We start from the raw sequence: 24,499 nt of genomic DNA, 5'->3' as shown, positions 1-24,499 counted from the left end.
TTCCTCGCCCAGGCTTGAGAGACGACAGGGAGACGTTGGAGAACACGGAAATGGACCTTTATATCTATGATCACTGCCCGTTTTGCGTCAAGGCACGCATGATCTTTGGCCTGCGCGAGGTGCCAGTGACCCTGAAGACGTTACTCAACGATGACGCCGAGACCCCCACGCGACTGGTCGGGGAGAAGAAGGTGCCGATTCTTGAATTCGAGGATGGCTACCCCCTGGATGAGAGTCTGGCCATCGTGAAGTGCATCGACAGCGAAGCCGAAGGCGTCAAGGTCATGGACGGTCCGCGCAACCCGGAGATCGAACGCTGGGTAAAGGCAAGCAGCGACACGGTCGGCAAGCTGTTTATTCCGCGCGTGCCGCGTGCCCCGCTGGGTGAATTTGCCACCATCGATGCCGCCGAGCACTTTATGCGCAACAAGGAGGCGATGTTTGGCCCCTTCGACACGCTGCTGGCACAAACCCCCGAGCTGCTGGTGGAGATGACGCGCTGGCTCAACGAGCTCGACGCGATGATCCAGTCGCCTGAAGCCGTCAATGGGGTGCTGTCGATGGATGACATCGAGCTTTTCCCGGTCCTGCGTCAGCTGTCGCTGGTGGCAGGAGTGCAATACCCCGAGCGGGTCGAGGCCTACCGTCAGGCGATGGCAAGGCTTGCCGATGTGCCCCTGCATGACGAGATCGCCGTCGCGGCCTGAGCGCGATGGCGCCGGCACAACATATAGGGTCACCGAAGTCTGCAGGGCTGTGCCATAATGGGGCGCCTTGCAGCCATTCATTCGGACCGCTTTCATGTCTCAGGGCACGCTCTATATCGTTTCCGCCCCGTCGGGCGCCGGCAAGACCAGCCTGGTGCGCGAGCTTATCGCCGCAACCGATCACATCGGCGTTTCGGTCTCCCACACGACCCGCCAGAAGCGCGCCGGTGAAACCGATGGCATCAACTATCACTTCGTGGACGAGCCCGCCTTCGAAGCGATGATTCAGCGCAATGAGTTCTTTGAACACGCCTGGGTCTTTGATCGTCACTACGGCACGTCACGCCTTGAGGTGGAAAAACGCCTGTCACACGGCGAAGATGTCATTCTTGAAATCGACTGGCAGGGCGCGCGCCAGGTCCGCGCCCAGATGCCGCAGGCGGTTTCGATCTTCATTCTGCCGCCTTCACGCGAAGCGCTGCGCGAGCGCCTGTCCAACCGCGGTCAGGATGACGCCGCCACCATTGATCGGCGCATGCGTGACGCCGTCAGCGAGATGTCCCATTTCGACGAATACGATTACCTGATCATCAATGATGATTTCGCCACGGCCGTGGACGAACTCAAGGGACTGATCAGTGCCGAACGTCTTCGAATGGCGCGGGTACAGGCGGTAAACCAGGAGCTGATCGGCGCGCTCTTGTCAGAAGTGGAAGGGCTCCGGTAGACTCGGTTCCCCCTTCCGAACACGATTAACGTCTGGCATGTGACACGCCGGGCGCCTTCACTCAGATCACACGCATTCAGGAGCCAGCATCATGGCACGAGTAACGGTTGAAGATTGTCTCCAATTCATGGATAACCGCTTTCAGCTGGTCATGGTCGCGACCCACCGCGCCCGTCAGCTGGCCCGCGGCTCGCGCAACGCCGAACTCCCCTGGGAAAATGACAAGTGCACCGTCATGGCCCTGCGCGAAATCGCGGCGCAAAAGGTCGATCGCACTGTCCTTAACGAGCCTCTGGAAGCCATGGTGCCCCAGCGTCCCCGCTACGAACCTGAAAGCGAATAAGCCTACTGCCCATACTGACCTGCCATGTTCACGATCGATGATCTCTCCGACCGCCTGGACGGCTACCTGACCGTCGATGAGATCGCGCAGGTCAGACGCGCCTTCTATTACGCCGAACAGGCCCACGATGGCCAGCATCGCCGCTCCGGCGAGCCTTATGTGACCCACCCGCTGGCCGTGGCCAATATTCTGGCCAACATGCACATGGACTATCAAAGCCTGATGGCGGCGATGCTCCATGACGTGATCGAGGATACTGGTATCACCAAGGAGGCGCTGTCGCGCCAGTTCGGCGAGGAAGTCGCAGAGCTGGTCGATGGGGTGTCGAAGCTGACCCAGATCACCTTCGAGGACAAGGCCGTCGCCCAGGCGGAGAACTTCCAGAAGATGGTGCTGGCGATGTCGCGCGACATTCGCGTCATCATCGTCAAACTGGCCGACCGACTGCACAATATGCGAACGCTGGGCGCCCTGCGCCCGGACAAGAAGCGTCGTATTGCCCGCGAAACGCTGGAAATCTATTCGCGCATTGCCGGGCGACTGGGGATCAACACCATTCGGGTGGAGCTGGAGGATCTCTCCTTTCAGGCCATTCACCCGATGCGCGCCGAGCGCATTCAGCGTGCAGTGGTCAAGGCACGCGGCAATCGCCGCTCGATGGTACGCCATGTTCAGAGCACCCTGCAGACCACGCTGGAGGGCGACGAGCTGCCCGGTGCGGTGATGGGGCGCCAGAAGCATCTGCTGTCGATCTATCGCAAGATGCGCGATCAGCGAAAGCCCTTCAACGAGCTGATGGACGTGTTCGGCTTTCGCATCGTCACCGACCGGGTCGATACCTGCTATCGCATCCTGGGCGCGGTGCACAACCTCTACAAGCCGGTGCCGGGGCGCTTCAAGGACTACATCGCCATCCCCAAGGCCAACGGCTATCAGAGCCTGCACACCACGCTCTTTGGCCCCAATGGCATCCCCATCGAGGTGCAGATTCGCACCCGCGAGATGGAGGCGATGGCCAATAACGGTATTGCCGCGCACTGGCTCTACAAGGCCGGCCAGACCGACCGCCCGATTGCCATGGGCAGCCATGCCCGTGCCCGCGAATGGGTGCGTGGTCTGCTGGAAATGCAGCGCCACGCCGGCAATTCGCTCGAGTTCATCGAACACGTCAAAAATGACCTTTTCCCCGATGATGCCTACGTGTTTACCCCCAAGGGCGACATCATGGAGCTGCCGCGCGGAGCCACGGCGATCGATTTTGCCTACGCGGTGCACACCGACATCGGCAACAGCTGCATCGCCTGTCGCATCGACCGTCATCTGGCCCCGCTGTCATCGCGCCTTGAAAGTGGCCAGACCGTCGAGATCATCACCGCCCCTGGCGCTCAGCCCAACCTGGCGTGGCTGTCGTTCACGATCACGGCCAAGGCCCGCTCGGCAGTGCGTCACGCCCTCAAGCATCAGCAGCGCAACGACTCGGTAGCACTGGGCCGGCGCCTGCTCAATCAAGCGCTCAGCTCGTTTGGCCTGACGCTGGAGACGCTGGCGCAGAGCCATATCGATGCGCTGCTGGCGGCGCTGTCGCTGAACGCACTGGATGATCTGCTCGAAGAGATTGGCCTTGGCAGCCGCGTGGCCTATAGCGTGGCGCGACGTCTGGCCGACAGTGAGCCCGAAAAGCTTCAGGCGCACAGTGATGACCAGCAGGGCGCTATGGCCATCAGCGGCGCCCGCAACATGGTGCTCAGTTTTGCCCGCTGCTGTTATCCGCTGCCGGGCGATACCATCGTGGGAAATCTCAGTGCCGGTCGCGGCATTGTGGTGCACCGCAGCGAGTGCGGTAACCTGGAAGACTGCCGCGAGGATCCGGAGAAGTGCTTTCCGCTGCAGTGGTCGGACACCGTGGAGGATGACTTCCCGGTGGGTCTGCGCCTTGAGATTGAAACGCGCCGAGGTCTGGTGGCCGAGCTCGCCAGCCTGATCAACGACGCCGAAGCCAATATCGAGCGGATCAATATCGAAGAACGCGATGAGCGTCTGTCGATCGTTCACCTGACCCTGTCGGTGCGCAATCGCGTTCATCTGGCGCGAATCATCAAGCGTATTCGCAATCTGGCTTATGTGGGTCGCGTCTCGCGTACCGGCAGCTGACAATTCCACGCATCATCGTTTTTTAAAGCGTGCTTTCGATAATTTTGACAGAGTGTTTTCAACAACAACGCAGGGAGTGTTCATGAGCAATCGTGCCGCCATCCATACCGACCAGGCTCCGAAGGCCATCGGGCCGTATTCGCAGGCCATCAAGGCGGGCAACACCATTTATCTGTCCGGTCAGATTCCGCTCGACCCGGTCAGCATGGAGATTGTCAGCGACGATATCGAGCAGCAGGCGCATCAGGTCTTCAAGAATATGAAGGCCGTGTGTGAAGAAGCTGCCGGCACGCTGGCTGATGTCGTCAAGCTCAACCTCTACCTGACGGATCTGTCGCACTTTGCAAAGGTCAACGCCGTCATGGAACAGTATTTCCAGCCGCCCTATCCGGCCCGTGCCGCGGTGGGCGTGAAGGAACTGCCCAAGGGCAGCCAGTTTGAAGCCGAAGGCGTCATGGTACTGGGCGACTAAAGCCCAACTGCTGCGCCCCGAACGAACCGTTCGGGGCATCATGAAAGGGGGCGATGGCTGATGCCATCGCCCCCTTTCATGTGATCCGACGGTCAGGAACATACGTTACAAAAGCGTCAGGCCTGCTCGCTGACCTTGATGCCCGCCGCCTTGAGCACCTGGGCATAGCCCTCGCGAAAGGTCGGATACTGGAATTGATAACCGGCCTCGACCAGCCGACGGCTGTCGCAGCGCTTGCTGGCGCGCCGGCGCAGCGGTGACTGGATGGTACTGCTGGGTTCGACGTTGAGCCGTGCGGCCAGCCACATCATCACATCATGCAGGGGTGTGGACTCGGTATCGCTGCCCAGATAAACCGGCTCGAGCGGTTCATTGTTCATGGCGCGCTCGATAAGAAAGTCCAGCACGCCGGCACAGTCATCGCGGTGAATGCGGTTGGAGTACATCGGCGGGCTTTTGGGGGCAATGCGGCCTTCCTGCACCTGAGCGATCAGTCGCTCGCGCCCCGGACCATAGATGCCCGAAAAGCGCACGGACGTGCCCGGCAGGGCGCTGGCGGCCAGGCGCTGCTCGGCTTCAACCAGAAGACGTCCGGAGAAGCTTTTGGGATCGAGTTCGCTGTCTTCGTCAACCGTCTCGCCTTCCTGCTGACCGTAGACCGAGGTCGAGGACACAAAGATGACATGCTTTGGAGGCTGAGCCCGCTGCTCAAAGTCATTAAGGACTCGATCAAGCCCATCCACATAGGCGGCCTGATAGGCACTCTCTTCGAAGCGGTCAGCGCTGAGCGCATAGACTACAATGTCGGCATCAGGCAGCGCTTCGAGCGCGGATTCATCGTTGATGTCCATCGACAATGGGTCAATGCCATACGACTGGAGCCCTGCTGCATGACGACGTACACCGACCACGCGGTATCCCTGCGCGAGCTTGCGCTGCCCCAGTGCGGTACCGACATCACCGCATCCAAGGATAAGAATTGTTTTATTCACCCGCTAAGCTCCTTGCTTGATAGGGCCGATAAGGTTTGACTATAAGGCCCTGAGTTGAACGGTCGCTTCATGCGACAACTCCCTGTTCCACGTGCTGGCTCGGTCTGCTACATGACTCTAACAGAACTTCGTTACATCGTAACCTTGGCCCAGGAGCGTCATTTTGGACGCGCCGCCGAGCGTTGCTTCGTCTCTCAGCCGACCCTTTCGGTGGCGGTCAAGAAACTGGAGGAAGAACTGGGCGTGGCGCTGTTTGAGCGCAGCAAGTCCACCGTCCAGGTCACCCCGCTGGGCGAAAGGATCGTCGAGCAGGCCAGTCGCGTGCTCGAACAGGCCAGCGCCATCAAGGAGCTGGCCAATGAAGGCAAGGACCAGCTCTCCAGTCCGCTACGGGTCGGGGCCATTCATACCATCGGGCCCTATCTCTTCCCGCATCTGATCCCCACACTCTCCGAGGAAGCGCCGCAGATGCCGCTTTACATCGAAGAGAATCTGACCGGGGAACTGCGGCGCAAGCTGCGCTCCGGCGAACTGGACGTGATTATCGTGGCGCTGCCCTTTGCCGAGCCCGACGTACTGACCAAATCGCTCTATGAAGAGCCCTTTGAGGTACTGCTGCCGGCCGGCCATGCCTGGCTCTCCCGCAAGGAGATCGACCGGGACGTATTGTACGACGAAAAGATGCTGATGCTGGGCGAGGGCCACTGCTTTCGTGACCAGGTGCTGGAAGCCTGCCCGACCATCAAGGATCACGTGCACCAGCCCGGCAATACCCTGATCGCCGAAGGCGGTTCACTGGAAACCATTCGTCACATGGTGGCCTCGGGGCTCGGCATTACCGTGGTGCCACAGTCCGCTACCGGCAGCGTCCATTATGCCAGTGGACTTCTGGAAACGCGTCCGTTCAAGGACCCGGCGCCGTATCGCACCGTGGCGCTGGCCTGGCGGGCCAGCTTTCCGCGGCCCAAGGCAATTGACGCCATTACGCGCGCCATCAAGGCCTGCCACCGAACCATTAATCCGCAATGAGCGCCGCACCCTCGCACGCCCCGGTCAGCGGCACGACGGATCTCGATACGCTCAAGGGCGTGGGGCCGGCGATGCGGGAGCGTCTGGAGCGCCTTGGGCTGCAGGTGGTCGAAGATCTGCTCTTTCATCTGCCGCTGCGCTATCAGGACCGTACCCGGGTCACCCCGATTGCGGGCCTGCGTGCCGGAAGTGAAGCAGTGGTGGAGGGTGAGGTGACCGCTTCTGACGTGATCCAGGGCCGCAAGCGCAGCCTGCTGGTCCGTCTGCGCGACGGCTCGGGCATCATGTCGCTGCGCTTTTTCCATTTCTCCCAGGCTCAGGTCGGGCAGTTCGCCCGTGGCACCCGGATACGCCTGTTTGGCGAGGCGCGCTCCGGCAGTACCGGCCTCGAGATGTATCACCCCGAATATCGTCTTTTAAAGGACGACACCGGTGAGGAGGTCGAAGAGACCCTCACGCCGATCTATCCCACTACCGAAGGGCTGGCCCAGCCGCGCCTGCGCGCCCTGATCCGCCAGGCCTTTGAGCACCTCGATCAGGGCAGCCTCACGCTTGAGGAGCTGATTCCCGACACCATCCGGGCCCGCTTTCGATTGCCGGCGCTGCGCGAATCTCTGGACTACCTGCACTTCCCGCCGCCGGAGGCACCGCTGGAGACCCTGGCCGATGGCCATCATCCTACCCAGCGCCGGCTGGCGCTCGAGGAACTGCTGGCCCACCAGCTGAGCCTTTATCGCATCCGACTGCGTATTCAGGACGATGCGGCGCCGGCCCTGCCTGCCAGCGGCGGGCTGGCCACCCGGTTTCTGACCCAGCTGCCGTTTTCGCTGACCGGCGCCCAGCGCCGGGTCTTGAGCGAGATCAGCGCCGATATCCGTCAGACCACGCCCATGCTGCGGCTGGTACAGGGCGATGTCGGATCCGGCAAGACGGTGGTGGCCGCCATGGCGATGCTGCAGGCCGTGGCCGGTGGCTATCAGGCCGCGCTCATGGCGCCGACCGAACTGCTTGCCGAGCAGCACTACAAGAGCCTCAAGGGCTGGTTCGAGCCGCTGGGCATCGAAGTGGCCTGGCTCTCCGGCAAGCTCAAGGGCAAGGCCAGACTTGAAGCCAAGGCGATGATCAGCGAAGGGCGCGCCCGGGTCGTGGCCGGCACCCATGCGCTCTTTCAGGACGACGTCCACTTTCAGCGGCTGGGCCTGGCCGTCATCGATGAGCAGCACCGTTTTGGTGTCCATCAGCGTCTGGCCCTGCGCCGGAAGGGCGAGGTCGGTACGGACGGTGGCAGCAGCACCACCACGCCGCATCAGCTGATCATGACCGCCACGCCCATCCCGAGAACACTGGCCATGAGCGCCTACGCCGATCTGGATGTGTCGGTGATCGATGAGCTGCCGCCCGGGCGTACGCCGGTCAAGACCGTGGCAGTGTCTGATGAGCGTCGCGGCGAGGTCACCGAGCGCATTCGCAACGCCTGCCTGGCCGGCCGTCAGGCCTACTGGGTCTGCACCCTGATCGAGGAGTCCGAAGTGCTGACCTGTCAGGCCGCCGAAGTCACCCGCGACACCCTGACCGAGGCGCTGCCGGAATTCCAGGTGGGGCTGGTGCACGGGCGCATGAAGGCCGCCGAGAAAGCCGAGGTAATGAACGCCTTTCGTGACGGTGAGCTGGACCTGCTGGTGGCCACCACGGTCATTGAGGTCGGTGTGGATGTGCCCAATGCCAGTCTCATGATCATCGAAAACCCCGAACGTCTGGGCCTGGCCCAGCTCCACCAGCTCAGAGGCCGGGTCGGGCGCGGCAAGGTGGAGAGCTTTTGCGTGCTGCTCTATCACCCGCCGCTGTCGGACACTTCCCGCGAACGCCTGGCGGTGCTGCGCGAATCCAACGACGGCTTTCGCATTGCCGAACGGGATCTGGAACTGCGCGGCCCCGGCGAAGTGCTCGGAACGCGCCAGACGGGGCTTGTCGGCATGAAAATTGCCGATCTCACCCGGGATCGTGACCTGCTCGACCCGGTCCGCCAGTTGACCCGCGCCATGCTTGACCAGGCCCCGGCATCGGTCGAACCGTTGATTCGCCGCTGGCTGGGCGAGGCCGCCGGCCAGTACGGTCAGGTATAGCCGTTCAATACAGGGCACTCAATACAGGCCACTCAATACAAATTCATGGCCCGGAAACCGAGAAAGGCCACCGCCGCAATCAGCGCCGCCGCCGGCAGGGTAATCACCCAGGCCAGCGCGATGGGGCGCATCAGCTTCCAGTTGGCGCGGCGATTGACCAGGCCGATGCCCAGCACCGAGCCGATCAGGATGTGGGTACTGGAGACCGGGATGCCGGTCAGCGTGGCCATCATGATCACCGCAGTGGCCGCAAGCTCTGCCGAAAATCCCGACGCCGGATGCATGGTGGTCAGGTCATGACCGACGGTCTTGATCACCCGACGACCGATAAACCAGAGCCCGGCCACCAGCGCAATGCCGAAGGTCAGCATCGCCAGCGGCGGAATGGACGCTTCAGCGGTGATACGCCCGGTGCGCAGCACATCGACGATGGCCACAAACGGCCCGATGGCATTGGCGATATCGTTGGAGCCGTGGCTGAAGGCAAAGCCCGAGGCAGTAAAGACCTGCATCCAGCTGAACATCAAAAACGAGGCACGCCCGAGTGATTCGGCCTTGAGCGTCTTGGCAAAGATGAAAGTCGACATCCACACCACCGCGCCGATCATCCCCATGATCAGCCAGATGCCCAGAGTGCTCAGGTTCAGGCTGATATTGCCCAGACCCTTGAACAGCAGCATGGACGACAACAGCATCGCACCCAGCGCCGCCACCAGCGGCACCCAGGTCTCCAGCGCATGGTGGGCATCGATATGGCGGCGTTTTTCATCGATGGTGTGCAGGTCCCGGTAAAGATCCGATTCCAGCTCATCAGCCTTGAAATCCTCATCCTGCACGACCAGCAGATCACGCGCCATCGCCTGGGTATAGGCGACCTGCTGAAGCTCCGAGAGCCGCTCGAAGGCGGCCTTGTGTTGCTGACGCCGATCGCGCTTTTCCTGCTTGATGGCGTTGAGCTGCGATTCGGCCTGTTCGTTGTAATTGAGGATGTATTTCTTGATCTGCGAATAGAGCCCATAGGCCATGGCACCGCCCAGCAGCGGCGAGAGCACCCAGGACAGCGCGATCATGCCGACATCTTTCCAGCGCACCAGCGCCAGCGCGGCCCCCGGGCCACTGGTCAGCAGCGCCAGCATGACCGAGCTGCCGACAATCGCGCCGACGATGGCATGCGTGGTCGATACCGGCAGTCCTCGCCAGGAGGCAAACAGCAGCCAGAGCGCCGCCGCCACCAGTGCCGACATCATGATGTAGACAAAATCCGGCGGGGTGACCCCGATGCTGTCGAGTTCCACGATGCCGCTGCGCACCGTGGAGATGACCTCACCACCGGCGATCACTGCACCACTGACCTCAAAGATCGAGGCCACCAGCAGCGCCTGCGGCACGCTCAACGTCCCGGCGCCAACGCTGGTCCCAAAGGAGTTGGCGACATCATTGCCGCCGATGTTGAACGCCATGAACAGCCCGATCACCGTGGCCATGACAAACAGCAGCGTATGATCGTCACTGATGTCGGCGCTGCCGATATAGAGGAAATAACCGGCTATCAACGCCAGTGCCAGCGCCGCGGCAAGACCGATACGCCGCCCGCTATCGTGTTGATTGTTGGTATTTGAGACGTGCGAGGTGGTCATGAGAGAGGGCTTCCCTGAGGGTCCGTGGCATGCTGCCAGGCGACAGGGGTCATGCCGCCCGTGATCAGACTAGCGCCCGGACCATGACAGGGGCGTGACGCGTCACGCCCCGTTGTTCTTCCCGTACTGTCCTACACTGACAGCAGGGGCAGGACTGCCCTGACGCTTTCTCCCACTGCCGTTTTTGCCGCGCACGCGAGCCACACGCCCATGACCTCAACCTTTCTGCGTGATGCCATGGTTCAACGCCTGGGGCAGGCACGCACCGATCAAAACCCTGGCCCCTTTCCCCGCGACGGCCTGGTCAGAAACCTGCACGGCGATTTCACGCCCATGATGTGCGGTGGCATCAGCGCGCTGCTGCTGCAGATGCTGCATCCGCTGGCGCTGGCCGGTATCTGGGACCACTCGCGTTTTCGAGAGGACATGATCGGGCGGCTCAGGCGCACCAGCGACTTCATTGCCACCACCAGCTTCGGCACGTTCGAGCAGGCCGAGGCTGCCATCGCGCGCGTGCGCCGGGTGCATGAATACGTGAAGGGTCACGCCGCTGACGGCCGCCCCTACGCCGCCGATGATCCCGACCTGCTGGTGTGGGTGCACGTCGCCGAAATGAGCCGCTTTCTGGCGGCGCATCTGCGCTATCGCAACCCGCATCTGAGCCATACCCAACAGGACCGCTACTTTTTCGAGACCGCCTGCATTGCCGAGGCACTCGGCGCACGTAATGTGCCGGACAGCCGCGCTGCAGTAGAGGACTATCTTGCTCGGACACGTCCTGAGCTGATCTGTGATGCGCGCACCAAAGAGGTCATTGAGGTGCTGCTGGATGCGCCGCCGCGCAATCTCGTGCTGCGTCCGGCCGGGGCGCTCTTTATGCAGGCGGGGATCGATCTGCTTCCGGACTGGGCCAATGAGATGCTTGAACTGCGAATGTCGCGCCTTAAGCGACAGGCGGTGCGTACCGGAATCAAGAGCGCGATGCCGATGATCAGCCGGGCGGTGAGAAGCGGTGCCTACCGTCGCGCGCTGGAACGTTTACAGCAGAAGTAGCGTTGCCTAAAGGGACGTCCTGCCAATCAGGCAGCAACAAAAGGGCTCATAAAAACAGGCAGGGCCGGACAACAGCTGTCCGGCCCCAGGGTGATTTCATGGCTGGCGCAGGGCGATGCCTGACCGGCCAGGATCCGGCGAGCGCTTAAGAGATCTGCGGGTCGCGACGCACCTGATCGATCTTGAGCATCCGTGCGATGACCTTGTCGAGCTCTTCCTGCTCAAAAATCTTTTTCCAGTCATCCTTCAGGATATTTTCACGCCCGTAGTCGATGGCGATCATGCAGGCATCCGAGAACGGATTGGTGCTGCGAAACGCCACGGCGAGCGCAATCTGGATATGGCCGTAAAGCATCGCCTCGGCCGCCTCACGGGCTACGCCGGTGCGCTCCACCGTCTCATCCAGCGCTTCCTTCATGAAGGTGCCCACCATGCAGGCTACGGTCTCCACCAGCGTCGGTTCCAGATAGGCCAGCTGCGTCACGGTCATCCAGTGCACCTTGTCGACCGGGCCATACATCTGACAGATCACCGTCTCAAGCGAGGCCCGCTCTGCGTCGCTGCCCTGCTCGAAGGCAGCCGCCACCGACTGTGTGGCGGCACTGCCGCCAAAGGCATCGGCCCATTCTTCGTCGCTGCGACGCTCCAGAAAGACCGACGGGTGGCAGGGGTGGGCGACCGCGTAGTGAATCTCGTCGCGCTGATGCAGCAGATTGGCATAGGCAGCGGCCGGGTCGAGTGTGAGCACCGTGGCGCCGGCCTTCATGCGCGGGACCAGCTGCTCGGAAACCTTGCCCAAAACGATATCGGGCACCGCCAGAATCACCAGGTCGCACTGCTCGATGACCTGTTCGATATCGCTGACCTCACGGCCAGCCTCACGCATTTTTTCCTGCGCGGCGGGGGCATTTTCACAGTAGTAAATCCGGCTGCTACTGCCTTCGAGGTTGGCAGAGATGCGCATGCCCATCTTGCCGCCGGCGCCGACCATCGCGATGTGCTGATAAATGTTATCCATGATGACTCCTTAAAAAATCCATGTTGTGCCGGGTCCACTGTGCTTCCATCGCACAGGTACTCGCTTCGTCCTGCTGCCAGGGCAGCCAGTGTTCGAAAATTTCGTTGATGCCTCGCGCCTCGGGATTGACCGCCTCGCGCATCGCCTTCAGCGGTAAAAGCCCTTCGCCGAGCGGGCAGCCGGTCAATTGAAAGCCGACCCAGCCGGGGGCACGCGAGAAGGCAAAGTCCTTGATGTGCAGATTGACCACCCGACCCGCCGTGCGGGCGATGACCGCTTCTGGCAGCTCAAGTGCCGCAACGCAGTTGCCCGGGTCCAGACAAACGCCGATGTGGTCATCATCGACCGTCTCGATGACCGTCATTAACGTCTCGACGCTGACCTGCTCGTAGGTCTCCAGCGCCAGCGTGACCTGCTGCTGTCTGAGTGCTGGCAGGATCTGCTCGAGCCGCTGTATGGCTTGCTCCAGCGTCGGACGATCCTCACCGGCATACAGCATGCTGCGAATCAAACGCACGCCCAGCACATGGGCAAGAGCCAGATAGCGCTCAAGATGCTCGGGGGCGATGCCGCGGGTGCCCAGCTCAAGGGTGATACCAAGCGTTCTTGCCCGGTCGCGCAGCGCCGTCAGGCGCGCCTCGTCAAAGGTCTCGATGGCCGGGTAATCACAGATCTGAAAGACCTTCCCGCCCAGCTCGGCCGTCTCTTCCAGCATCGCCTCCAGCGTCATGGGCGTCTGGACCTGCTCCGATCCACGCCAGAAAAAGGCGTAGGTACTCAAACCAATGGCCATGGTGTCTCCGAATGAATCAGTGGGTCTGGGCGCCGACATGAGAGGGCCGCATGCCTGCATCGGGCCGGGGAACGCGACTGATGGCCAGCATTAAAATGCCCGACATCAGCATGAAACCGCCGACCACGAACATCGGCACGGTATAGCCGCCGGTCAGGTCATGCAGGGCGCCGGTGAGATAGCTCGACGAGAAACCGGCCATGTTGCCGACCGTGTTGATCAGGGCCACACCTGCAGCGGCGGCCGCGCCATCCAGAAAGCGGGTCGGCAGCGTCCAGAAATTGGGCAGGGCAGCAAAGATCGAGCAGGCAGTGATGGTAATGACGGCCACAGTCGCGGCCGGGGAATCCATGAAAAGCGCCAGCGGCACGCTGATGGCCCCCGTAAAGGCGGGCAGGGCCACATGCCAGCTGCGCACGCCGCGTCGAGTCGCATCGCGCGACCAGAGATAGAGCACGATCGCGGCCGGCAGGTAGGGAATCGCGGTGATCAGCCCCTTTTGCATTAAATCGAATTGGGTCCCGAACTGCGCTTCAAAACCGCCGATGATGGTGGGCAGGAAGAAGGCCAGCGCATAAAGCCCATAGATGAAGCCGAAATAGATCAGCGCCAGCGTCCAGACCCGTGCGTTGGTAAAGGCAATTTTCAGGCCGTGACGACCATGATCACCACCGCTTTTCTCACGCGACTCGCGAGCCAGCTCCTCGGTCAGCCAGCGCTTTTCTTCAACGCTCAACCAGCGGGCATCGGCGGGGCGGTCTGCCAGATAGAACCAGGCAACGACCCCCATGATGATCGCCGGGATAGCCACCCCAAAAAACATGAAGCGCCAGCCCGCCAGGCCGAAAAAGACCCCGTCATGCTGAATCAGTGAGGCCGCCAGCGGCGCGCCGATCACGGTGGTCAGCGGCTGAGCCAGATAGAAAAGCGCCAGAATGCGGCTGCGATAGCGCGACGGCACCCAGAGACTCAGAAACAGGATCGCGCCCGGGAAAAAGCCGGCCTCGGCCACGCCCAGGGCAAAACGCAGGGCATAAAGCCCCCTGGCACTGTCCACCCAGGTAAAGAGCAGCGCCACCAGACCCCAACTCACCATGATGCGAGCCAGCCACTTGCGCGCGCCAAAGCGGTGAAGTGCCATGTTGCTGGGCACTTCCAGCAGGATATATCCCAGAAAGAAGATGCCGGAGGCAAAACCGAACTGTGCCGCGCTCAGGGCCAGGTCACTGTTCATGCCGTTGGGGGCGGCAAACGAGATCGCGGTACGGTCGAGGTAGTTGATGAAAAACATGAGTGCCACGAAGGGCACCAGGCGAAGGGCGACCTTTCGAATGGCAGACGCCGCCACGGCATCATTGGACGCGTGAGACATGATCACTTCACTCCCGCTGCCGTTTCAACGGCAGTGAACCGGTATGAATGGGCAAAAGTCGGTCGTCCTTGTCGCGACTGACTTTATGTGAGCCTGGCCAGGCAGGGTGTGATCATCATCTCATCATACCACTGATGCAATACGACTCAGGTCGCACATGCACGTCGAAGCTCATTCAAGCAACAGCCGCAGGACCCCGAAGGCCGGCAGCATGATCGGCGAGGATACCGGCTGTAGACGGTCCATCCACTGTACGTCTTCAAGCGGGGCATGCGTGTCCAGCAGGGCCGCAGCACGTACGTCGACGCCCTGAAGGGCCAGAGTGACCGGTTCAGTCGAAAGATTGGCCAGCCACAGCTCATCACAGGTGCCTTCAGCGGATTGCCAGCCCACGGCGGCCACTTCAGAGGGCATGTCAGGGCAGATCAGCAATGGCCGACCGCTTCCGCGTATCAGCCCGCGCAGCACGTGAAAGAGCGGATACGGCACGGAACCAGCGATATCAAAGGGTGGGCCCAGCGAGGAGAGCGTCAGCGCTTCTACTCCCCCTTGCGCGGCACGAGCGACCACCCCTGCCTGCCAGGCCGCGCCAAAAAGCCCTCGCTGGCGAGGGTCGCGATCACCGAGCGTGACGCGCTCATGACCATCGCTGGACGTGAGCTGTTTGCCATAAGGGTTGGTCCAGGCCCCGATGGCCGTGGTGGTCACTCGATAGGGGCAGTTCGGCGCCAGCGCCCGAGCGCTTTTGAAGATATGCGGCAGGCTTTCCAGCGTTTCCATGACCGAGACATCATCGGCGGCATGAACAATCGGTGAGAGGGCGTGGGTAATGAAATCGATGCCCTCCGGGTCAGGGCGGCAGCGGTTGAGCTCGGTAAAGTAGGTCGGAAAGCCGCCGCCCAGTGGGATACCGGGCCAGTACCGCCGCGCCAGTGTTCGGACCATTTCAGGATCGGCCCCTTCAGGCCAGGGGCCTTCAGGTTGATGGCTGTTGAGATAGGCCCGAGGCGTCACCAGCATGCCGGCCGGTGACACGCCGGCTTCCTCAAGCCAGTGGGCCAGCCGTGCCAGGTCGGCCTCGGGCGCGTCATCATCACAGATCACATATAGCCAGGGCGCTACGCCGTGTGCACTGCACAGCATCATGACGGCGCCCAGCCGCGCGCAGGTCTCCGGCAGGGCCACATCCAGTACGATATCAAGATGATGCGGTTGCAGGGCGCTCAGGTAGCGCTCCAGACGAGAGACATTCAGCTCACGATCCAGCCAAAGCCCGCAGCCGATCAGCGGCAAACATCGATCCGCCAGCAGGTCAGGCGTGCACCGGTGAACATCAGTGGACGTCATGGTTTTTCTCCTGGATCTTTATCGACACTTCCTGCACCACTGTCTGACCGACTTCAATTGTATAGGGCGTGGGCCAGGCCAGCGGGCGGCTATAGATCTTGAAGGAGGCATCCGACCAGTTGCGCTGATCCTCCATCTCGAACACCTCGCCTTCAAATGACAGTCGAACGGTGGGGCCATGCTGCACCGTGTAGTTCAGTTCCTTGATATCGAAAAAGGGCTGGCCGGGGCTGACAAGTTCGGGAAAGCGTGACGCTTTTTGGGTGCCATCGCCGTGTGTGATCTGCACGGGATAACCGACCACACCGGCAAGGGGCAGCAGTACGATCAATCCACTGCGACAGGTGGTCAGAGTACGGGCCACCGTCAGAGTCAGGGCGACCTCGACGCCGCAGGCGCTGACGTGTGCTTCAAATCGGCCAGACAGCGCACGCCCGGCCGTCTCAAACTCATGGACCAGCTGCAGGCTCGCTGGATCAGAGGTTACACGCTCGGTCAAGGTTGTGAGGTGATGCGTGCCCCACTGGTCATCACGAATGACCGGGCGAATGCCGCGCACACACTCGATATTGCGGCAGCAGAGCGCGCGCAGGGCACCGGCCTGATGCCCAAGCGACAGCGCGCCCACCTCGTGATGCGTGACCTGTGGCTCGACCAGCGCCGTGCCGTAATGCCGTTCCCGCCGACCGCTATCGTCCATTTTTTTCTCCCGGACAGGATTATTGATATCGAGCATAGTAACGGGAGGAGCCAACCGATATTCGACCATTGGTATGATGACATCATCACCATCACCGGCCTTAATTGATCAGGGGAGCGTGCCATACCGGCCGCCGGGAATAGCCCGAGAGAGAGCCAACATGAAGGGAGAAACAGCATGAAAGGTGCCCTGATCGGCTGCGGCTTTTTTGCCGAAAATCAGATGCGGGCCTGGCAGTCGCTGGCAGAAGTGGACATCGTGGCGGTATGCGACCCGGACCCGGTACGGCGTGAGCACTTTCAGACAGTCTTTGGCGTCGCCCATGCCTTTGCCGAGGCCAAAACCCTTTTAGAGCAGTGCCGGCTCGATTTTGTTGATATTGCCGCGCCCACGCCGGCTCATGCGGCCCTGGTCAGACTGGCTGCCGATCATGGCGTGGCCATCATCTGCCAGAAACCCTTTGCCGGATCTCCCGATCGGGCAAAAGCGCTGATTCAATACTGCGAGCAAAAGGGCGTGAGCCTGAGCATTCACGAGAATTTTCGCTGGCAGTACGCCGTGCGCGAGGTGATCCGCCGGGTGCATGACAATGAGATCGGCACGCCCTTTTTCGGGCGTATCAGCTATCGCAACGGTTTTGATGTCTATCAAAACCAGCCCTATCTGGCCCGTGTCGAGCGCTTTATCATCGAGGATCTGGGTATTCACGTGCTCGATATCGCCCGCGCACTCTTTGGCGATGTCAGCCGACTGAGCTGCGAGACGAATCGCGTCAATCCCGATATTGCCGGTGAGGACGTCGCTACCATAATGCTGCGTCATGACGGCGGCGCCACCTCGATCGTCGACTGCAGCTACGCCACCCATCTCACGCCCGACCCCTTCCCGCAGACGCTGATTGAAGTCGATGGTCCCCATGGCTCGCTGCGCCTGACGGCAGACGAAAGGATTTATATTCATACCCGCGACGGCTGCCAGTGCCATGAGGTGACCTCGCACGGCCCGGACTGGAGCACACCGCCCTGGACCATCATTCAGGAAAGTGTGGTGGCCTTTCAGACCCACTGGCTTGAATGTCATCGCGCAGGCATTGAAGCCGATACCTCGGGCAGGGACAATTACAATACGCTGGCACTGGTCGACGCCGCCTACGAGGCGGCTGCCCATCATACGGTCATGACGCCAAGGCGCTGGTCATGACGACGTGTTCGATACAAGGAAATCGCTTCGATGTTCCCAACCTCCAATGAGCCGATTCGACGGCGCAAGCTTTCCGACGAAGTGCTGGATCGACTGCTGGAAGATATTCGCGGCGGGGCGCTGCGCCCGGGGGATCAGCTGCCGCCCGAACGCGAGCTGATGACCCGCTTCGGCGTGGGTCGCCCGGCCGTGCGTGAGGCGATGCAGAGCCTGGCTTCACGGGGATTGATCACCATTTCACACGGTGAGCGTGCCCGCGTCAGCGAATTCAGCGTCACCTCGATGATTGATCAGTTCGACACCACCGCGCGACTTCTGCTGTCGGGCTCCGAGGAGAACATCAGCCACCTCATACAGGCGCGCCTTTTTTTTGAAACCGGCATGGTGCGCATGGCCGCGGCCCGGGCCACGCCCGAGGACATTGCCCACCTTGAGTCACTGGTCGATGAGATGGAGCAACAGCAGACCGGGGCGGCCTTTATCGATTGCGACATGGCCTTTCATCATGCGATTGCCGACATGACCGGCAATCCCATCTTCGCAGCAACCGCCCGCGGCATGCTGCACTGGCTCAAGGACTATCACGCCGCGATCATCAGTTTTCAGGGCGCCGAGGACGTCACGCTCAGAGAGCATCGGGAGATCGTTCACTATCTCTCGGGACATGACGTCGAGGGCGCCGCGCGTGCGATGGGCAATCACCTGACGCGCGCCAGTGAACTTTACCGACAGCGCCTCGATTAGCGCAGGCCAGATACCCCCTGACGACTCACGCCTGACCGGACGATGCCATCAGCGGCACCCAGACATGCTCCCATCCCATGGAGAGTGCCACCCCGACCAACAGCGCCGCCATCATCAGATTGATGCCCTGGAGCAGTCGTGTACTCTCCAGTCGGCGGCCCAGCAGCGCCCCCAGGGCGGCATAGCTGCTCGGCGCCCCCACGGCCAGTGCAGCAAGTCCAAGCGACCAGACGACCAGCCCTACGCCGTGAATGCCGACGGCCGGAAACTGAAGGGTGGCGATCGGCAGCGTGGCCACCACGCCCTTGGGATTGCCCAGCTGCATGAGCAGGCCATCGCGGAAGGTCATCGCGCGCGGCGCGCCACCAAGTGCGTTGGGGTCGATGCTGGAACGCGCGATTTTAAAGGCAAGATAGAGGATATAGACGCAGCCCAGCGCCCCGAACACGGCCAGCACACCGGGTTTGATCCAGGCCGCGCCGGCGACTCCAAACAGCAGAAAAAGCAGCAACATGGCCAGCCCCACGCCCAGGTAATAACCAATGGCGCGTCGGGCCTGACCATGCAGACCCATATTGAGGCAGAGCAGGTTCACGGGCCCGGGCGAATACATGATGCCCAGGGCATAAACGATGATCGCAAGCATGAGAGGAGATTCCGAATCAGTGGGCGAGGCTTTGCTGGTATTGAAAGGGCGTGACGCCGTGGATGCGCTTGAAGCGCCGATTGAAGTGACTGTGATCGGCAAATCCGTAGCGCAGGGCTACCTCGCCGGGCGTGGCGCCCGCTTCCAGCGCGCCGCGCGCGGCATCGATGCGATAGCTGATCACATACTGATGAGGGGTCATGCCGAACTGGGCGTGGAAAAGGCGTAGAAAGTGATATCGGGATAGGTTCGCGGCCGCGCTGATGCGCTCCAGCGATAGCTCCTGATCAAGATGGTCACGAATGTAGTCACAGGCGCGCATCAACAGGCGATCGGGCCGCCTGTTCACAGGCAACGACGGCTGATAGCGCCCGGCACGCTGCACCATTCGTACGGCAATCTGCTGGAGCAGATCCTCCTGATCGATCCGACTGCCAATGCCTTCCCGGACCAATCGCGCCAGCGCCAGAATGGCATCGCGCAACACCGGGTCCGTGATCAGGGTATGAGGGCTTAAAAGCCTGCCGGCGTGCTCGTTGCCGGCGGCCTCGGCAAACAGCGTCGCCAGTGCCTCGGGGGCCATATAGGCCATGACGTAATCCAGGCGTTGGGCACCACCGGACTCGCCGTCATGGGGCTGTTCGGGGTTGAAAAAGATGACGCTGCCCGGCGGGTTACGGTGATAGGCGCCGGCGCTGAAAAAATCCTGTCGCCCAGCCAGCGTGACGCCGAAGGCATACTCCGTATGCGCATGGCGGTCGTAGCGAAAATCCTCGATCGAGGCACGCAGTACCTTGAGCGTCGGTACATGTCGACTACTGGAAAACTGAAACTCGAACGCGCGGCTCATGATGGCTCTCCCGGGGCGTCACTCTCAAAACGTCAGTCCCAAAACGTCAGTCCCAAAGCGTCAGACTCGAAGCTTAAAGGGTATCGACCTCACAAGGCTTGAACGTTATTGCTCAATGACACCGCCAGCTCATGCCGGCGCCGTCAGTTCATGGCGCAGCCACGCTGCCAGCTGCTCACCGCTTTGCAGTGACGTACCGCGCCCCAGCAGCAGACAGAGCCGTGCATCGGTGTCGACAAACCCCCAGGGCGCCACCAGCCGACCGCTTTGCAGATCGCCCTCGATCACCAGCCGCGGCGCGATGGCCACCCCCAGGCCCGCCAGCGCCGCCTCCAGCAGATAGTAGAGATGCTCAAAGCGCTGGCCGGTCTGGCGTGCCCCGGCCAGCGCCGCCTCATCGAGCCCGCAGGCCTGAGCCCACTGTGGCCAGGCCTGGAGACGCGAGGTGGTCTCCAGAATGGTTTCCTCAAACAGCGCCTCGAACGGACGTCCTGACAGTCGAGCGGCGATGTTGGGGGCGGCGACGGCGCCGATCGTCTCGGCGGCAATCTCGATGACCTGCATGTCGGACGGCCAGGGCGGCGCAATAAAGGCCAGCGCCGCGCTGATATCGCCGCGCCTGGGGTCGGGCTCGCCGTCACTGGCCAGCACATTGAGCCTGAGTGCGGGCAGCTCGCGATGCAGCCGATCCAGCCGCGGAATCAACCAGCGTGCCAGCAGACTCCCCGGGCAGGCCAGCGTAAAGGGCGCTCCTTCGATCTCGCGGCTCAGGGCGCGGCAGCTTGAACGCAGCGTGGCAAAGGCCTCGCTGACACCGGCGTGGAGCTGGCGGCCGTGGCGGGTCAACACCAGCCCGCGGCCGGCCCGCTCAAAAAGGGCGGTCTCAAGGTGTGCCTCCAGCGCACGAATCTGGCGGCTGACGGCGCCGTGGGTGACACTCAGCTCCTGAGCGGCGGCCGTGATACTGCCCAGCCGGGCAGCGGCTTCAAAAGCCTTCAGGGCGTTAAGCGGGGGCAGTGAATCCAGCATGTCGATGTGAGATTTTCTCAATGGTTGTGGCAAATTTATCGATGTTATACCGCGCCCGGAGCTGTCACGATAGGGGCATCATCGATGTTCGCATCGATACCCATTTTACGAGCTCGGGCTTTCATGACCGACCTTTGTGACAGACAGGGAGATCACCATGTCGTCTGCTACTGATGCCATCACACGCTTTTCAAGGGGCCCGGACGCCAACGGCTTCTACGGCGATTTCGGCGGCCGCTTCGTCGCTGAAACCCTGATGCCCCTGATTCTCGAACTCGAGGAGGCCTGGGAGTGGTCACGCACCGACGAGGCCTTCCGCCGCGAGCTTGAAGGCTATCAGCGCGACTACATCGGCCGTGCCACGCCGCTGTATTACGCGCAGCGCCTGACCGAACATCTGGGCGGGGCGAAGATCTACTTCAAGCGCGAGGACCTGAACCACACCGGCGCGCACAAGATCAACAACTGCATCGGTCAGATCCTGCTGGCGCGCAAGATGGGCAAAAAGCGCATCATCGCCGAGACCGGCGCCGGCATGCACGGCGTCGCCACCGCCACGGTAGCGGCACGCTTTGGCATGGAGTGCGTGGTCTACATGGGCGCCACCGACATCGAGCGCCAGCAGCCCAACGTCTTTCGCATGAAGCTGCTGGGCGCCGAGGTCATCCCGGTTGAATCCGGCACCGGCACGCTCAAGGACGCCATGAACGAGGCGCTGCGTGACTGGGTCACCAATGTGGACTCCACCTTCTACCTGATCGGTACGGTGGCCGGTCCGCATCCCTATCCGGCGATGGTACGTGATTTCCAGTCCGTGATTGGACGGGAAACCCGCGAGCAGATTCTGGAAAAGGAAGGGCGCCTGCCGGACACGCTGATGGCCTGCATCGGCGGCGGTTCCAACGCCATGGGCCTTTTCCATCCGATGCTCGATGACGAAAGCGTGCGCATGATCGGGGTGGAAGCGGCCGGTCATGGCATCGAGACCGGCGAGCATGCGGCAAGTCTCAACGGCGGCGAGCCGGGCGTATTACACGGCAATCGCACCTTTTTGCTGCAAAGCATCGACGGTCAGATCACCGATGCCCACTCGGTCTCGGCGGGTCTGGACTATCCGGGCATCGGCCCCGAGCACGCCTGGCTGCATACCCAAAAGCGCGTCGAGTACGTCTCGATCACCGATTATGAGGCGATTCAGGCCTTCAAGCTCTGCTGCGAGCTGGAGGGCATTATTCCGGCGCTGGAATCAGCGCACTCGCTGGCGCATTTAAGAAAGATCGCCCCCGAGCTGCCCGAGGATCATCTGATCGTGCTCAACATGAGCGGGCGTGGCGACAAGGACATGGCAAGCGTTGCCAACTGGCTCGAGCAGCACGGCGACACTGAAAAACTGCCGAACACCACGGTTGAGGCCGCCGAACCCGGCCGGATCGATGACATGCAGCCGCCGCATGACGTGGCGAAAAAAACCGGGGAGACCGAATAATGGCCACACGTATTACTCGCCGCCTCGAGGCCTTGAAGGCAGAAGACCGTGCCGCACTGGTCACCTTTACCATGGCCGGCGATCCGAACTATCAGGCCTCGCTCGACACGCTCAAGGGCCTGCCCGGGGCCGGTGCCGACATCATCGAACTGGGCATGCCGTTCACCGACCCGATGGCCGATGGCCCGTCGATTCAGAAGGCCGCCCTGCGCGCGCTGAAGGGTCAGCACACCCAGCAGAAAACGCTTGAGATGGTACGCGAGTTTCGCCGCGAGGATCAGGACACGCCAATCGTGTTGATGGGCTATTACAACCCCATCTACCGTTACGGCGTCGAGGCCTTCTTGAAGGATGCCGGTGAGGCCGGCATCGACGGGCTGATCGTGGTGGATCTGCCGCCGGAGCACGACGGGGAACTGTGCCTGCCGGCCGCGCGGGCCGGCATCGACTTCATCCGTCTGGCCACGCCCACCACCGATGACAAGCGTCTGCCACGGGTGCTGGAAAACACCTCCGGCTTTATCTATTACGTCTCGGTGGCCGGCGTTACCGGCGCCGCGGCCCCCACGCCGGAAAGCGTCGAGCGCTCGATTACCCGCATTCGCGCCCATACCGACCTGCCGATTGCCGTGGGCTTTGGCATTCGAAGCGCCGAGCAGGCCGCCGCCATCGGTCGTTTTGCCGATGCCGTGGTGGTGGGTTCGGCGCTGATCAGTTGCATCGAGCAGGCTGACAGCGTGGAAGCCGGCACCCGGGACGTGCATGCGCTGGTGCGTGAACTGTCCCGCGGTGTCAGGGCCGCACGTCTGGCCACGGCCTGATAAAACAACACCGGCTGCCCTGGGGCAGCCGGTGATATCAACGCCGTAACCCTTTTGAAGGGATTACTTCTTGGAAACGGCGTCCTTGAGACCCTTGCCGGCCTTGAACGCAACGTTCTTGCTGGCAGGAATCTGGATTTCCTTGCCGGTCTGCGGGTTCTTGCCGGTACGCGCGGCGCGCTCACGTACGGTGAAGGTACCAAACCCGATCAGGGTGACATCTTCACCCTTGGCAACACTGCGGGTAATCTCGTCGAGGACGACGTTGAGTACCTGACCTGCCTTGTCCTTTGAAAGATCCGCCTGCTCGGCAATGGCCGCGGCGAGTTCTGGTTTGCGCATAACGCCTCCTGGTTGGGCAATAACATGGCGATTTTTGGTGCCGCCCATTGTTATATCGAATTCGCACACTGCAAGAGGGTGCGCGAAGGGTCGCTCACTGCCCTGCACCAGCGCCATGAGGCCGGCCTTGCAGGGCGAACACTGTTCGACCGGCCTAGACTAGCAACGCCGCCCTGCTTCACGCCAGCCAAAACTGCACAAAATGGCACTTTGTGGCGTTTATCGGGCCTAATGGATGATATTTTTACCCTCCGGGTACAAAAAGATACCCGATGGCCCCCTTTCGGATGTTTCACCCATGCCCGAATCTTCCCGGTTTTCTCCCTCTTTTACACACTGGCAGCCGGTGGCACTGTCCGGCGTTTATCTTGAAGACCCGCTCAGAACCCTGATGGACTCGCGTGACTCGCTTACGGCCCGACTGGCCCATTGGGCTGGAGCGCCCATCACGGTGCGTCTACATGCGCAGGGGCCGGGGCGCGGCCGTCGTGACGAATTGGCGGCGCTGGGCCAGAAGGCCGGGCAGCGGGTCTGGCGACGGGAAGTTACACTGGAAGCCGAAGGCGAGGTGCTGGTGGCCGCACGTTCGGTCATGGCGCTCAAGGCCTGTCCGCCCTGGATGACCGGGCTTGGGACACAGGCGCTGGGGCATCAGCTTTTTGCCAGAAGCGCCCGCGCACCGCGCAAGGCCATCGTACAGCGTTCCAGTCTCGAGATGATCCGGGCCGCTCCCGGATTTCTGGCCCTGCCCGTAACGTGGGGGCGGCGCTCGCTGTTTGCCCTGGGCGTCGGGCGAGCGCCGCTGCTGGTACAGGAGTATTTCGTGCACGAGCGCTTTACCCGGTGCCAGCGGCCATCACACGTGAAGGGCTCGACGCCGCGTCATTTCGGGTAGACTCCTGTGCTCACGCTGACCT

The 24,499-nt window shown here is 61.9% G+C and carries 24 protein-coding genes; 13 read left to right on the top strand and 11 right to left on the bottom strand.

The window, feature by feature from the left end:
* Positions 1-50: 50 nt before the first annotated feature.
* The 5 genes from grxB to KSP9073_RS01795 all read left to right on the top strand — a co-directional run bounded on the left by grxB (position 51) and on the right by KSP9073_RS01795 (position 4,400).
* Complete coding sequence (gene grxB / locus KSP9073_RS01815) at positions 51-707, top strand: glutaredoxin 2 (RefSeq protein ID WP_108841247.1); 657 nt, start codon at positions 51-53, stop codon at positions 705-707.
* A 94-nt stretch (positions 708-801) separates the two neighbouring features.
* Entirely contained in the window at positions 802-1,434 is a 633-nt protein-coding gene (gene gmk, locus KSP9073_RS01810) for a guanylate kinase (protein ID WP_108841246.1), read from the top strand.
* A 91-nt stretch (positions 1,435-1,525) separates the two neighbouring features.
* Positions 1,526-1,777 (top strand): DNA-directed RNA polymerase subunit omega, encoded by a 252-nt coding sequence (gene rpoZ, locus KSP9073_RS01805; protein WP_108841245.1) that lies wholly within the window; start codon positions 1,526-1,528, stop codon positions 1,775-1,777.
* Between the two features lie 24 nt (positions 1,778-1,801).
* A complete protein-coding gene (locus KSP9073_RS01800; RefSeq protein WP_108841244.1) occupies positions 1,802-3,928 on the top strand; it encodes a RelA/SpoT family protein in 2,127 nt (708 codons plus the stop codon).
* Between the two features lie 82 nt (positions 3,929-4,010).
* Positions 4,011-4,400 carry a RidA family protein gene (locus tag KSP9073_RS01795; RefSeq protein ID WP_108841243.1) on the top strand — a complete coding sequence of 130 codons (390 nt, stop codon included), beginning with the start codon at positions 4,011-4,013 and terminating at the stop codon, positions 4,398-4,400.
* 116 nt (positions 4,401-4,516) lie between these two features.
* Here KSP9073_RS01795 and KSP9073_RS01790 read toward each other — a convergent pair whose 3' ends face one another.
* Positions 4,517-5,392 carry an SDR family oxidoreductase gene (locus KSP9073_RS01790; RefSeq protein WP_108841242.1) on the bottom strand — a complete coding sequence of 292 codons (876 nt, stop codon included), beginning with the start codon at positions 5,390-5,392 and terminating at the stop codon, positions 4,517-4,519.
* Between the two features lie 111 nt (positions 5,393-5,503).
* Between KSP9073_RS01790 and KSP9073_RS01785 the strand changes: the two genes are divergently transcribed.
* A complete protein-coding gene (locus KSP9073_RS01785; protein ID WP_108841241.1) occupies positions 5,504-6,421 on the top strand; it encodes a hydrogen peroxide-inducible genes activator in 918 nt (305 codons plus the stop codon).
* Positions 6,418-8,544, top strand: a complete 2,127-nt coding sequence (recG, locus tag KSP9073_RS01780) for an ATP-dependent DNA helicase RecG (protein WP_108841240.1) — start codon at positions 6,418-6,420, stop codon at positions 8,542-8,544. The genes KSP9073_RS01785 and recG overlap by 4 nt, the downstream gene beginning before the upstream one ends.
* A 32-nt stretch (positions 8,545-8,576) precedes the next feature.
* Here recG and KSP9073_RS01775 read toward each other — a convergent pair whose 3' ends face one another.
* A complete protein-coding gene (locus KSP9073_RS01775; RefSeq protein WP_108841239.1) occupies positions 8,577-10,181 on the bottom strand; it encodes an inorganic phosphate transporter in 1,605 nt (534 codons plus the stop codon).
* 210 nt (positions 10,182-10,391) lie between these two features.
* Here KSP9073_RS01775 and KSP9073_RS01770 point away from each other — a divergent pair, with 210 nt between their 5' ends.
* The gene (locus tag KSP9073_RS01770; protein ID WP_108841238.1) at positions 10,392-11,234 is read left to right on the top strand and encodes an oxygenase MpaB family protein; all 843 of its coding nucleotides are present in this window, start codon (positions 10,392-10,394) and stop codon (positions 11,232-11,234) included.
* Between the two features lie 145 nt (positions 11,235-11,379).
* Here KSP9073_RS01770 and KSP9073_RS01765 read toward each other — a convergent pair whose 3' ends face one another.
* From KSP9073_RS01765 to KSP9073_RS01745, 5 genes are all read right to left on the bottom strand, one after another.
* A complete protein-coding gene (locus KSP9073_RS01765; RefSeq protein ID WP_108841237.1) occupies positions 11,380-12,252 on the bottom strand; it encodes a phosphogluconate dehydrogenase C-terminal domain-containing protein in 873 nt (290 codons plus the stop codon).
* Positions 12,245-13,045: a sugar phosphate isomerase/epimerase family protein gene (locus KSP9073_RS01760; RefSeq protein WP_108841985.1), complete on the bottom strand. Its 801-nt coding sequence runs from the start codon at positions 13,043-13,045 to the stop codon at positions 12,245-12,247. Before KSP9073_RS01760 ends, KSP9073_RS01765 begins: the two co-directional genes overlap by 8 nt.
* Before the next feature lie 16 nt (positions 13,046-13,061).
* Positions 13,062-14,417, bottom strand: a complete 1,356-nt coding sequence (locus tag KSP9073_RS01755; protein WP_108841236.1) for an MFS transporter — start codon at positions 14,415-14,417, stop codon at positions 13,062-13,064.
* A 171-nt stretch (positions 14,418-14,588) separates the two neighbouring features.
* Positions 14,589-15,764: a D-apionate lactonase family protein gene (locus KSP9073_RS01750; RefSeq protein WP_108841235.1), complete on the bottom strand. Its 1,176-nt coding sequence runs from the start codon at positions 15,762-15,764 to the stop codon at positions 14,589-14,591.
* A complete protein-coding gene (locus tag KSP9073_RS01745; protein ID WP_108841234.1) occupies positions 15,751-16,464 on the bottom strand; it encodes a D-apionate lactonase family protein in 714 nt (237 codons plus the stop codon). Before KSP9073_RS01745 ends, KSP9073_RS01750 begins: the two co-directional genes overlap by 14 nt.
* Before the next feature lie 177 nt (positions 16,465-16,641).
* Between KSP9073_RS01745 and KSP9073_RS01740 the strand changes: the two genes are divergently transcribed.
* The gene (locus KSP9073_RS01740; RefSeq protein ID WP_108841233.1) at positions 16,642-17,664 is read left to right on the top strand and encodes a Gfo/Idh/MocA family protein; all 1,023 of its coding nucleotides are present in this window, start codon (positions 16,642-16,644) and stop codon (positions 17,662-17,664) included.
* Positions 17,665-17,694: 30 nt separating this feature from the next.
* Positions 17,695-18,408: a transcriptional regulator NanR gene (gene nanR, locus KSP9073_RS01735; protein ID WP_108841232.1), complete on the top strand. Its 714-nt coding sequence runs from the start codon at positions 17,695-17,697 to the stop codon at positions 18,406-18,408.
* Positions 18,409-18,433: 25 nt separating this feature from the next.
* Here the strand turns inward: nanR and KSP9073_RS01730 are convergent, their stop codons facing one another.
* From KSP9073_RS01730 to KSP9073_RS01720, 3 genes are all read right to left on the bottom strand, one after another.
* Positions 18,434-19,054 carry a LysE family translocator gene (locus tag KSP9073_RS01730; protein WP_108841231.1) on the bottom strand — a complete coding sequence of 207 codons (621 nt, stop codon included), beginning with the start codon at positions 19,052-19,054 and terminating at the stop codon, positions 18,434-18,436.
* 16 nt (positions 19,055-19,070) lie between these two features.
* Entirely contained in the window at positions 19,071-19,904 is an 834-nt protein-coding gene (locus KSP9073_RS01725; protein WP_108841230.1) for an AraC family transcriptional regulator, read from the bottom strand.
* Between the two features lie 129 nt (positions 19,905-20,033).
* Positions 20,034-20,933, bottom strand: coding sequence for a LysR family transcriptional regulator (locus tag KSP9073_RS01720; RefSeq protein ID WP_108841229.1), 900 nt, complete (start codon positions 20,931-20,933; stop codon positions 20,034-20,036).
* Between the two features lie 157 nt (positions 20,934-21,090).
* On the opposite strand from KSP9073_RS01720, the gene trpB reads away from it, so the two are divergent.
* Both trpB and trpA read left to right on the top strand, forming a co-directional pair.
* The gene (gene trpB, locus KSP9073_RS01715; protein ID WP_108841228.1) at positions 21,091-22,419 is read left to right on the top strand and encodes a tryptophan synthase subunit beta; all 1,329 of its coding nucleotides are present in this window, start codon (positions 21,091-21,093) and stop codon (positions 22,417-22,419) included.
* Complete coding sequence (gene trpA, locus KSP9073_RS01710) at positions 22,419-23,240, top strand: tryptophan synthase subunit alpha (protein WP_207771385.1); 822 nt, start codon at positions 22,419-22,421, stop codon at positions 23,238-23,240. The genes trpB and trpA overlap by 1 nt, the downstream gene beginning before the upstream one ends.
* A gap of 63 nt (positions 23,241-23,303) precedes the next feature.
* Here the strand turns inward: trpA and KSP9073_RS01705 are convergent, their stop codons facing one another.
* Positions 23,304-23,630: an HU family DNA-binding protein gene (locus tag KSP9073_RS01705; protein ID WP_165814170.1), complete on the bottom strand. Its 327-nt coding sequence runs from the start codon at positions 23,628-23,630 to the stop codon at positions 23,304-23,306.
* Between the two features lie 250 nt (positions 23,631-23,880).
* On the opposite strand from KSP9073_RS01705, the gene KSP9073_RS01700 reads away from it, so the two are divergent.
* Positions 23,881-24,477, top strand: coding sequence for a chorismate--pyruvate lyase family protein (locus KSP9073_RS01700; protein ID WP_165814121.1), 597 nt, complete (start codon positions 23,881-23,883; stop codon positions 24,475-24,477).
* Positions 24,478-24,499 lie beyond the last annotated feature (22 nt).

Origin of the sequence: Kushneria phyllosphaerae (genome assembly GCF_900312995.1) — a bacterium.
In the GTDB taxonomy this organism is placed as follows: Bacteria; Pseudomonadota; Gammaproteobacteria; order Pseudomonadales; family Halomonadaceae; genus Kushneria; species Kushneria phyllosphaerae.
The sequence above is the reverse complement of the archived record's forward strand: the minus strand, read 5'-3'. Positions and strand labels throughout refer to the sequence as shown.

Bases quoted from the DNA above. Each gene is read 5' to 3' on its own strand.
- grxB (WP_108841247.1), top strand. From the start codon at position 51: ATGGACCTTTATATCTATGATCACTGCCCGTTTTGCGTCAAGGCACGC.
- gmk (WP_108841246.1), top strand. From the start codon at position 802: ATGTCTCAGGGCACGCTCTATATCGTTTCCGCCCCGTCGGGCGCCGGC.
- rpoZ (WP_108841245.1), top strand. From the start codon at position 1,526: ATGGCACGAGTAACGGTTGAAGATTGTCTCCAATTCATGGATAACCGC.
- KSP9073_RS01800 (WP_108841244.1), top strand. From the start codon at position 1,802: ATGTTCACGATCGATGATCTCTCCGACCGCCTGGACGGCTACCTGACC.
- KSP9073_RS01795 (WP_108841243.1), top strand. From the start codon at position 4,011: ATGAGCAATCGTGCCGCCATCCATACCGACCAGGCTCCGAAGGCCATC.
- KSP9073_RS01785 (WP_108841241.1), top strand. From the start codon at position 5,504: ATGACTCTAACAGAACTTCGTTACATCGTAACCTTGGCCCAGGAGCGT.
- recG (WP_108841240.1), top strand. From the start codon at position 6,418: ATGAGCGCCGCACCCTCGCACGCCCCGGTCAGCGGCACGACGGATCTC.
- KSP9073_RS01775 (WP_108841239.1), bottom strand. From the start codon at position 10,181: ATGACCACCTCGCACGTCTCAAATACCAACAATCAACACGATAGCGGG.
- KSP9073_RS01770 (WP_108841238.1), top strand. From the start codon at position 10,392: ATGACCTCAACCTTTCTGCGTGATGCCATGGTTCAACGCCTGGGGCAG.
- KSP9073_RS01765 (WP_108841237.1), bottom strand. From the start codon at position 12,252: ATGGATAACATTTATCAGCACATCGCGATGGTCGGCGCCGGCGGCAAG.
- KSP9073_RS01760 (WP_108841985.1), bottom strand. From the start codon at position 13,045: ATGGCCATTGGTTTGAGTACCTACGCCTTTTTCTGGCGTGGATCGGAG.
- KSP9073_RS01755 (WP_108841236.1), bottom strand. From the start codon at position 14,417: ATGTCTCACGCGTCCAATGATGCCGTGGCGGCGTCTGCCATTCGAAAG.
- KSP9073_RS01750 (WP_108841235.1), bottom strand. From the start codon at position 15,764: ATGACGTCCACTGATGTTCACCGGTGCACGCCTGACCTGCTGGCGGAT.
- KSP9073_RS01745 (WP_108841234.1), bottom strand. From the start codon at position 16,464: ATGGACGATAGCGGTCGGCGGGAACGGCATTACGGCACGGCGCTGGTC.
- KSP9073_RS01740 (WP_108841233.1), top strand. From the start codon at position 16,642: ATGAAAGGTGCCCTGATCGGCTGCGGCTTTTTTGCCGAAAATCAGATG.
- nanR (WP_108841232.1), top strand. From the start codon at position 17,695: ATGTTCCCAACCTCCAATGAGCCGATTCGACGGCGCAAGCTTTCCGAC.
- KSP9073_RS01730 (WP_108841231.1), bottom strand. From the start codon at position 19,054: ATGCTTGCGATCATCGTTTATGCCCTGGGCATCATGTATTCGCCCGGG.
- KSP9073_RS01725 (WP_108841230.1), bottom strand. From the start codon at position 19,904: ATGAGCCGCGCGTTCGAGTTTCAGTTTTCCAGTAGTCGACATGTACCG.
- KSP9073_RS01720 (WP_108841229.1), bottom strand. From the start codon at position 20,933: ATGCTGGATTCACTGCCCCCGCTTAACGCCCTGAAGGCTTTTGAAGCC.
- trpB (WP_108841228.1), top strand. From the start codon at position 21,091: ATGTCGTCTGCTACTGATGCCATCACACGCTTTTCAAGGGGCCCGGAC.
- trpA (WP_207771385.1), top strand. From the start codon at position 22,419: ATGGCCACACGTATTACTCGCCGCCTCGAGGCCTTGAAGGCAGAAGAC.
- KSP9073_RS01705 (WP_165814170.1), bottom strand. From the start codon at position 23,630: ATGGGCGGCACCAAAAATCGCCATGTTATTGCCCAACCAGGAGGCGTT.
- KSP9073_RS01700 (WP_165814121.1), top strand. From the start codon at position 23,881: ATGCCCGAATCTTCCCGGTTTTCTCCCTCTTTTACACACTGGCAGCCG.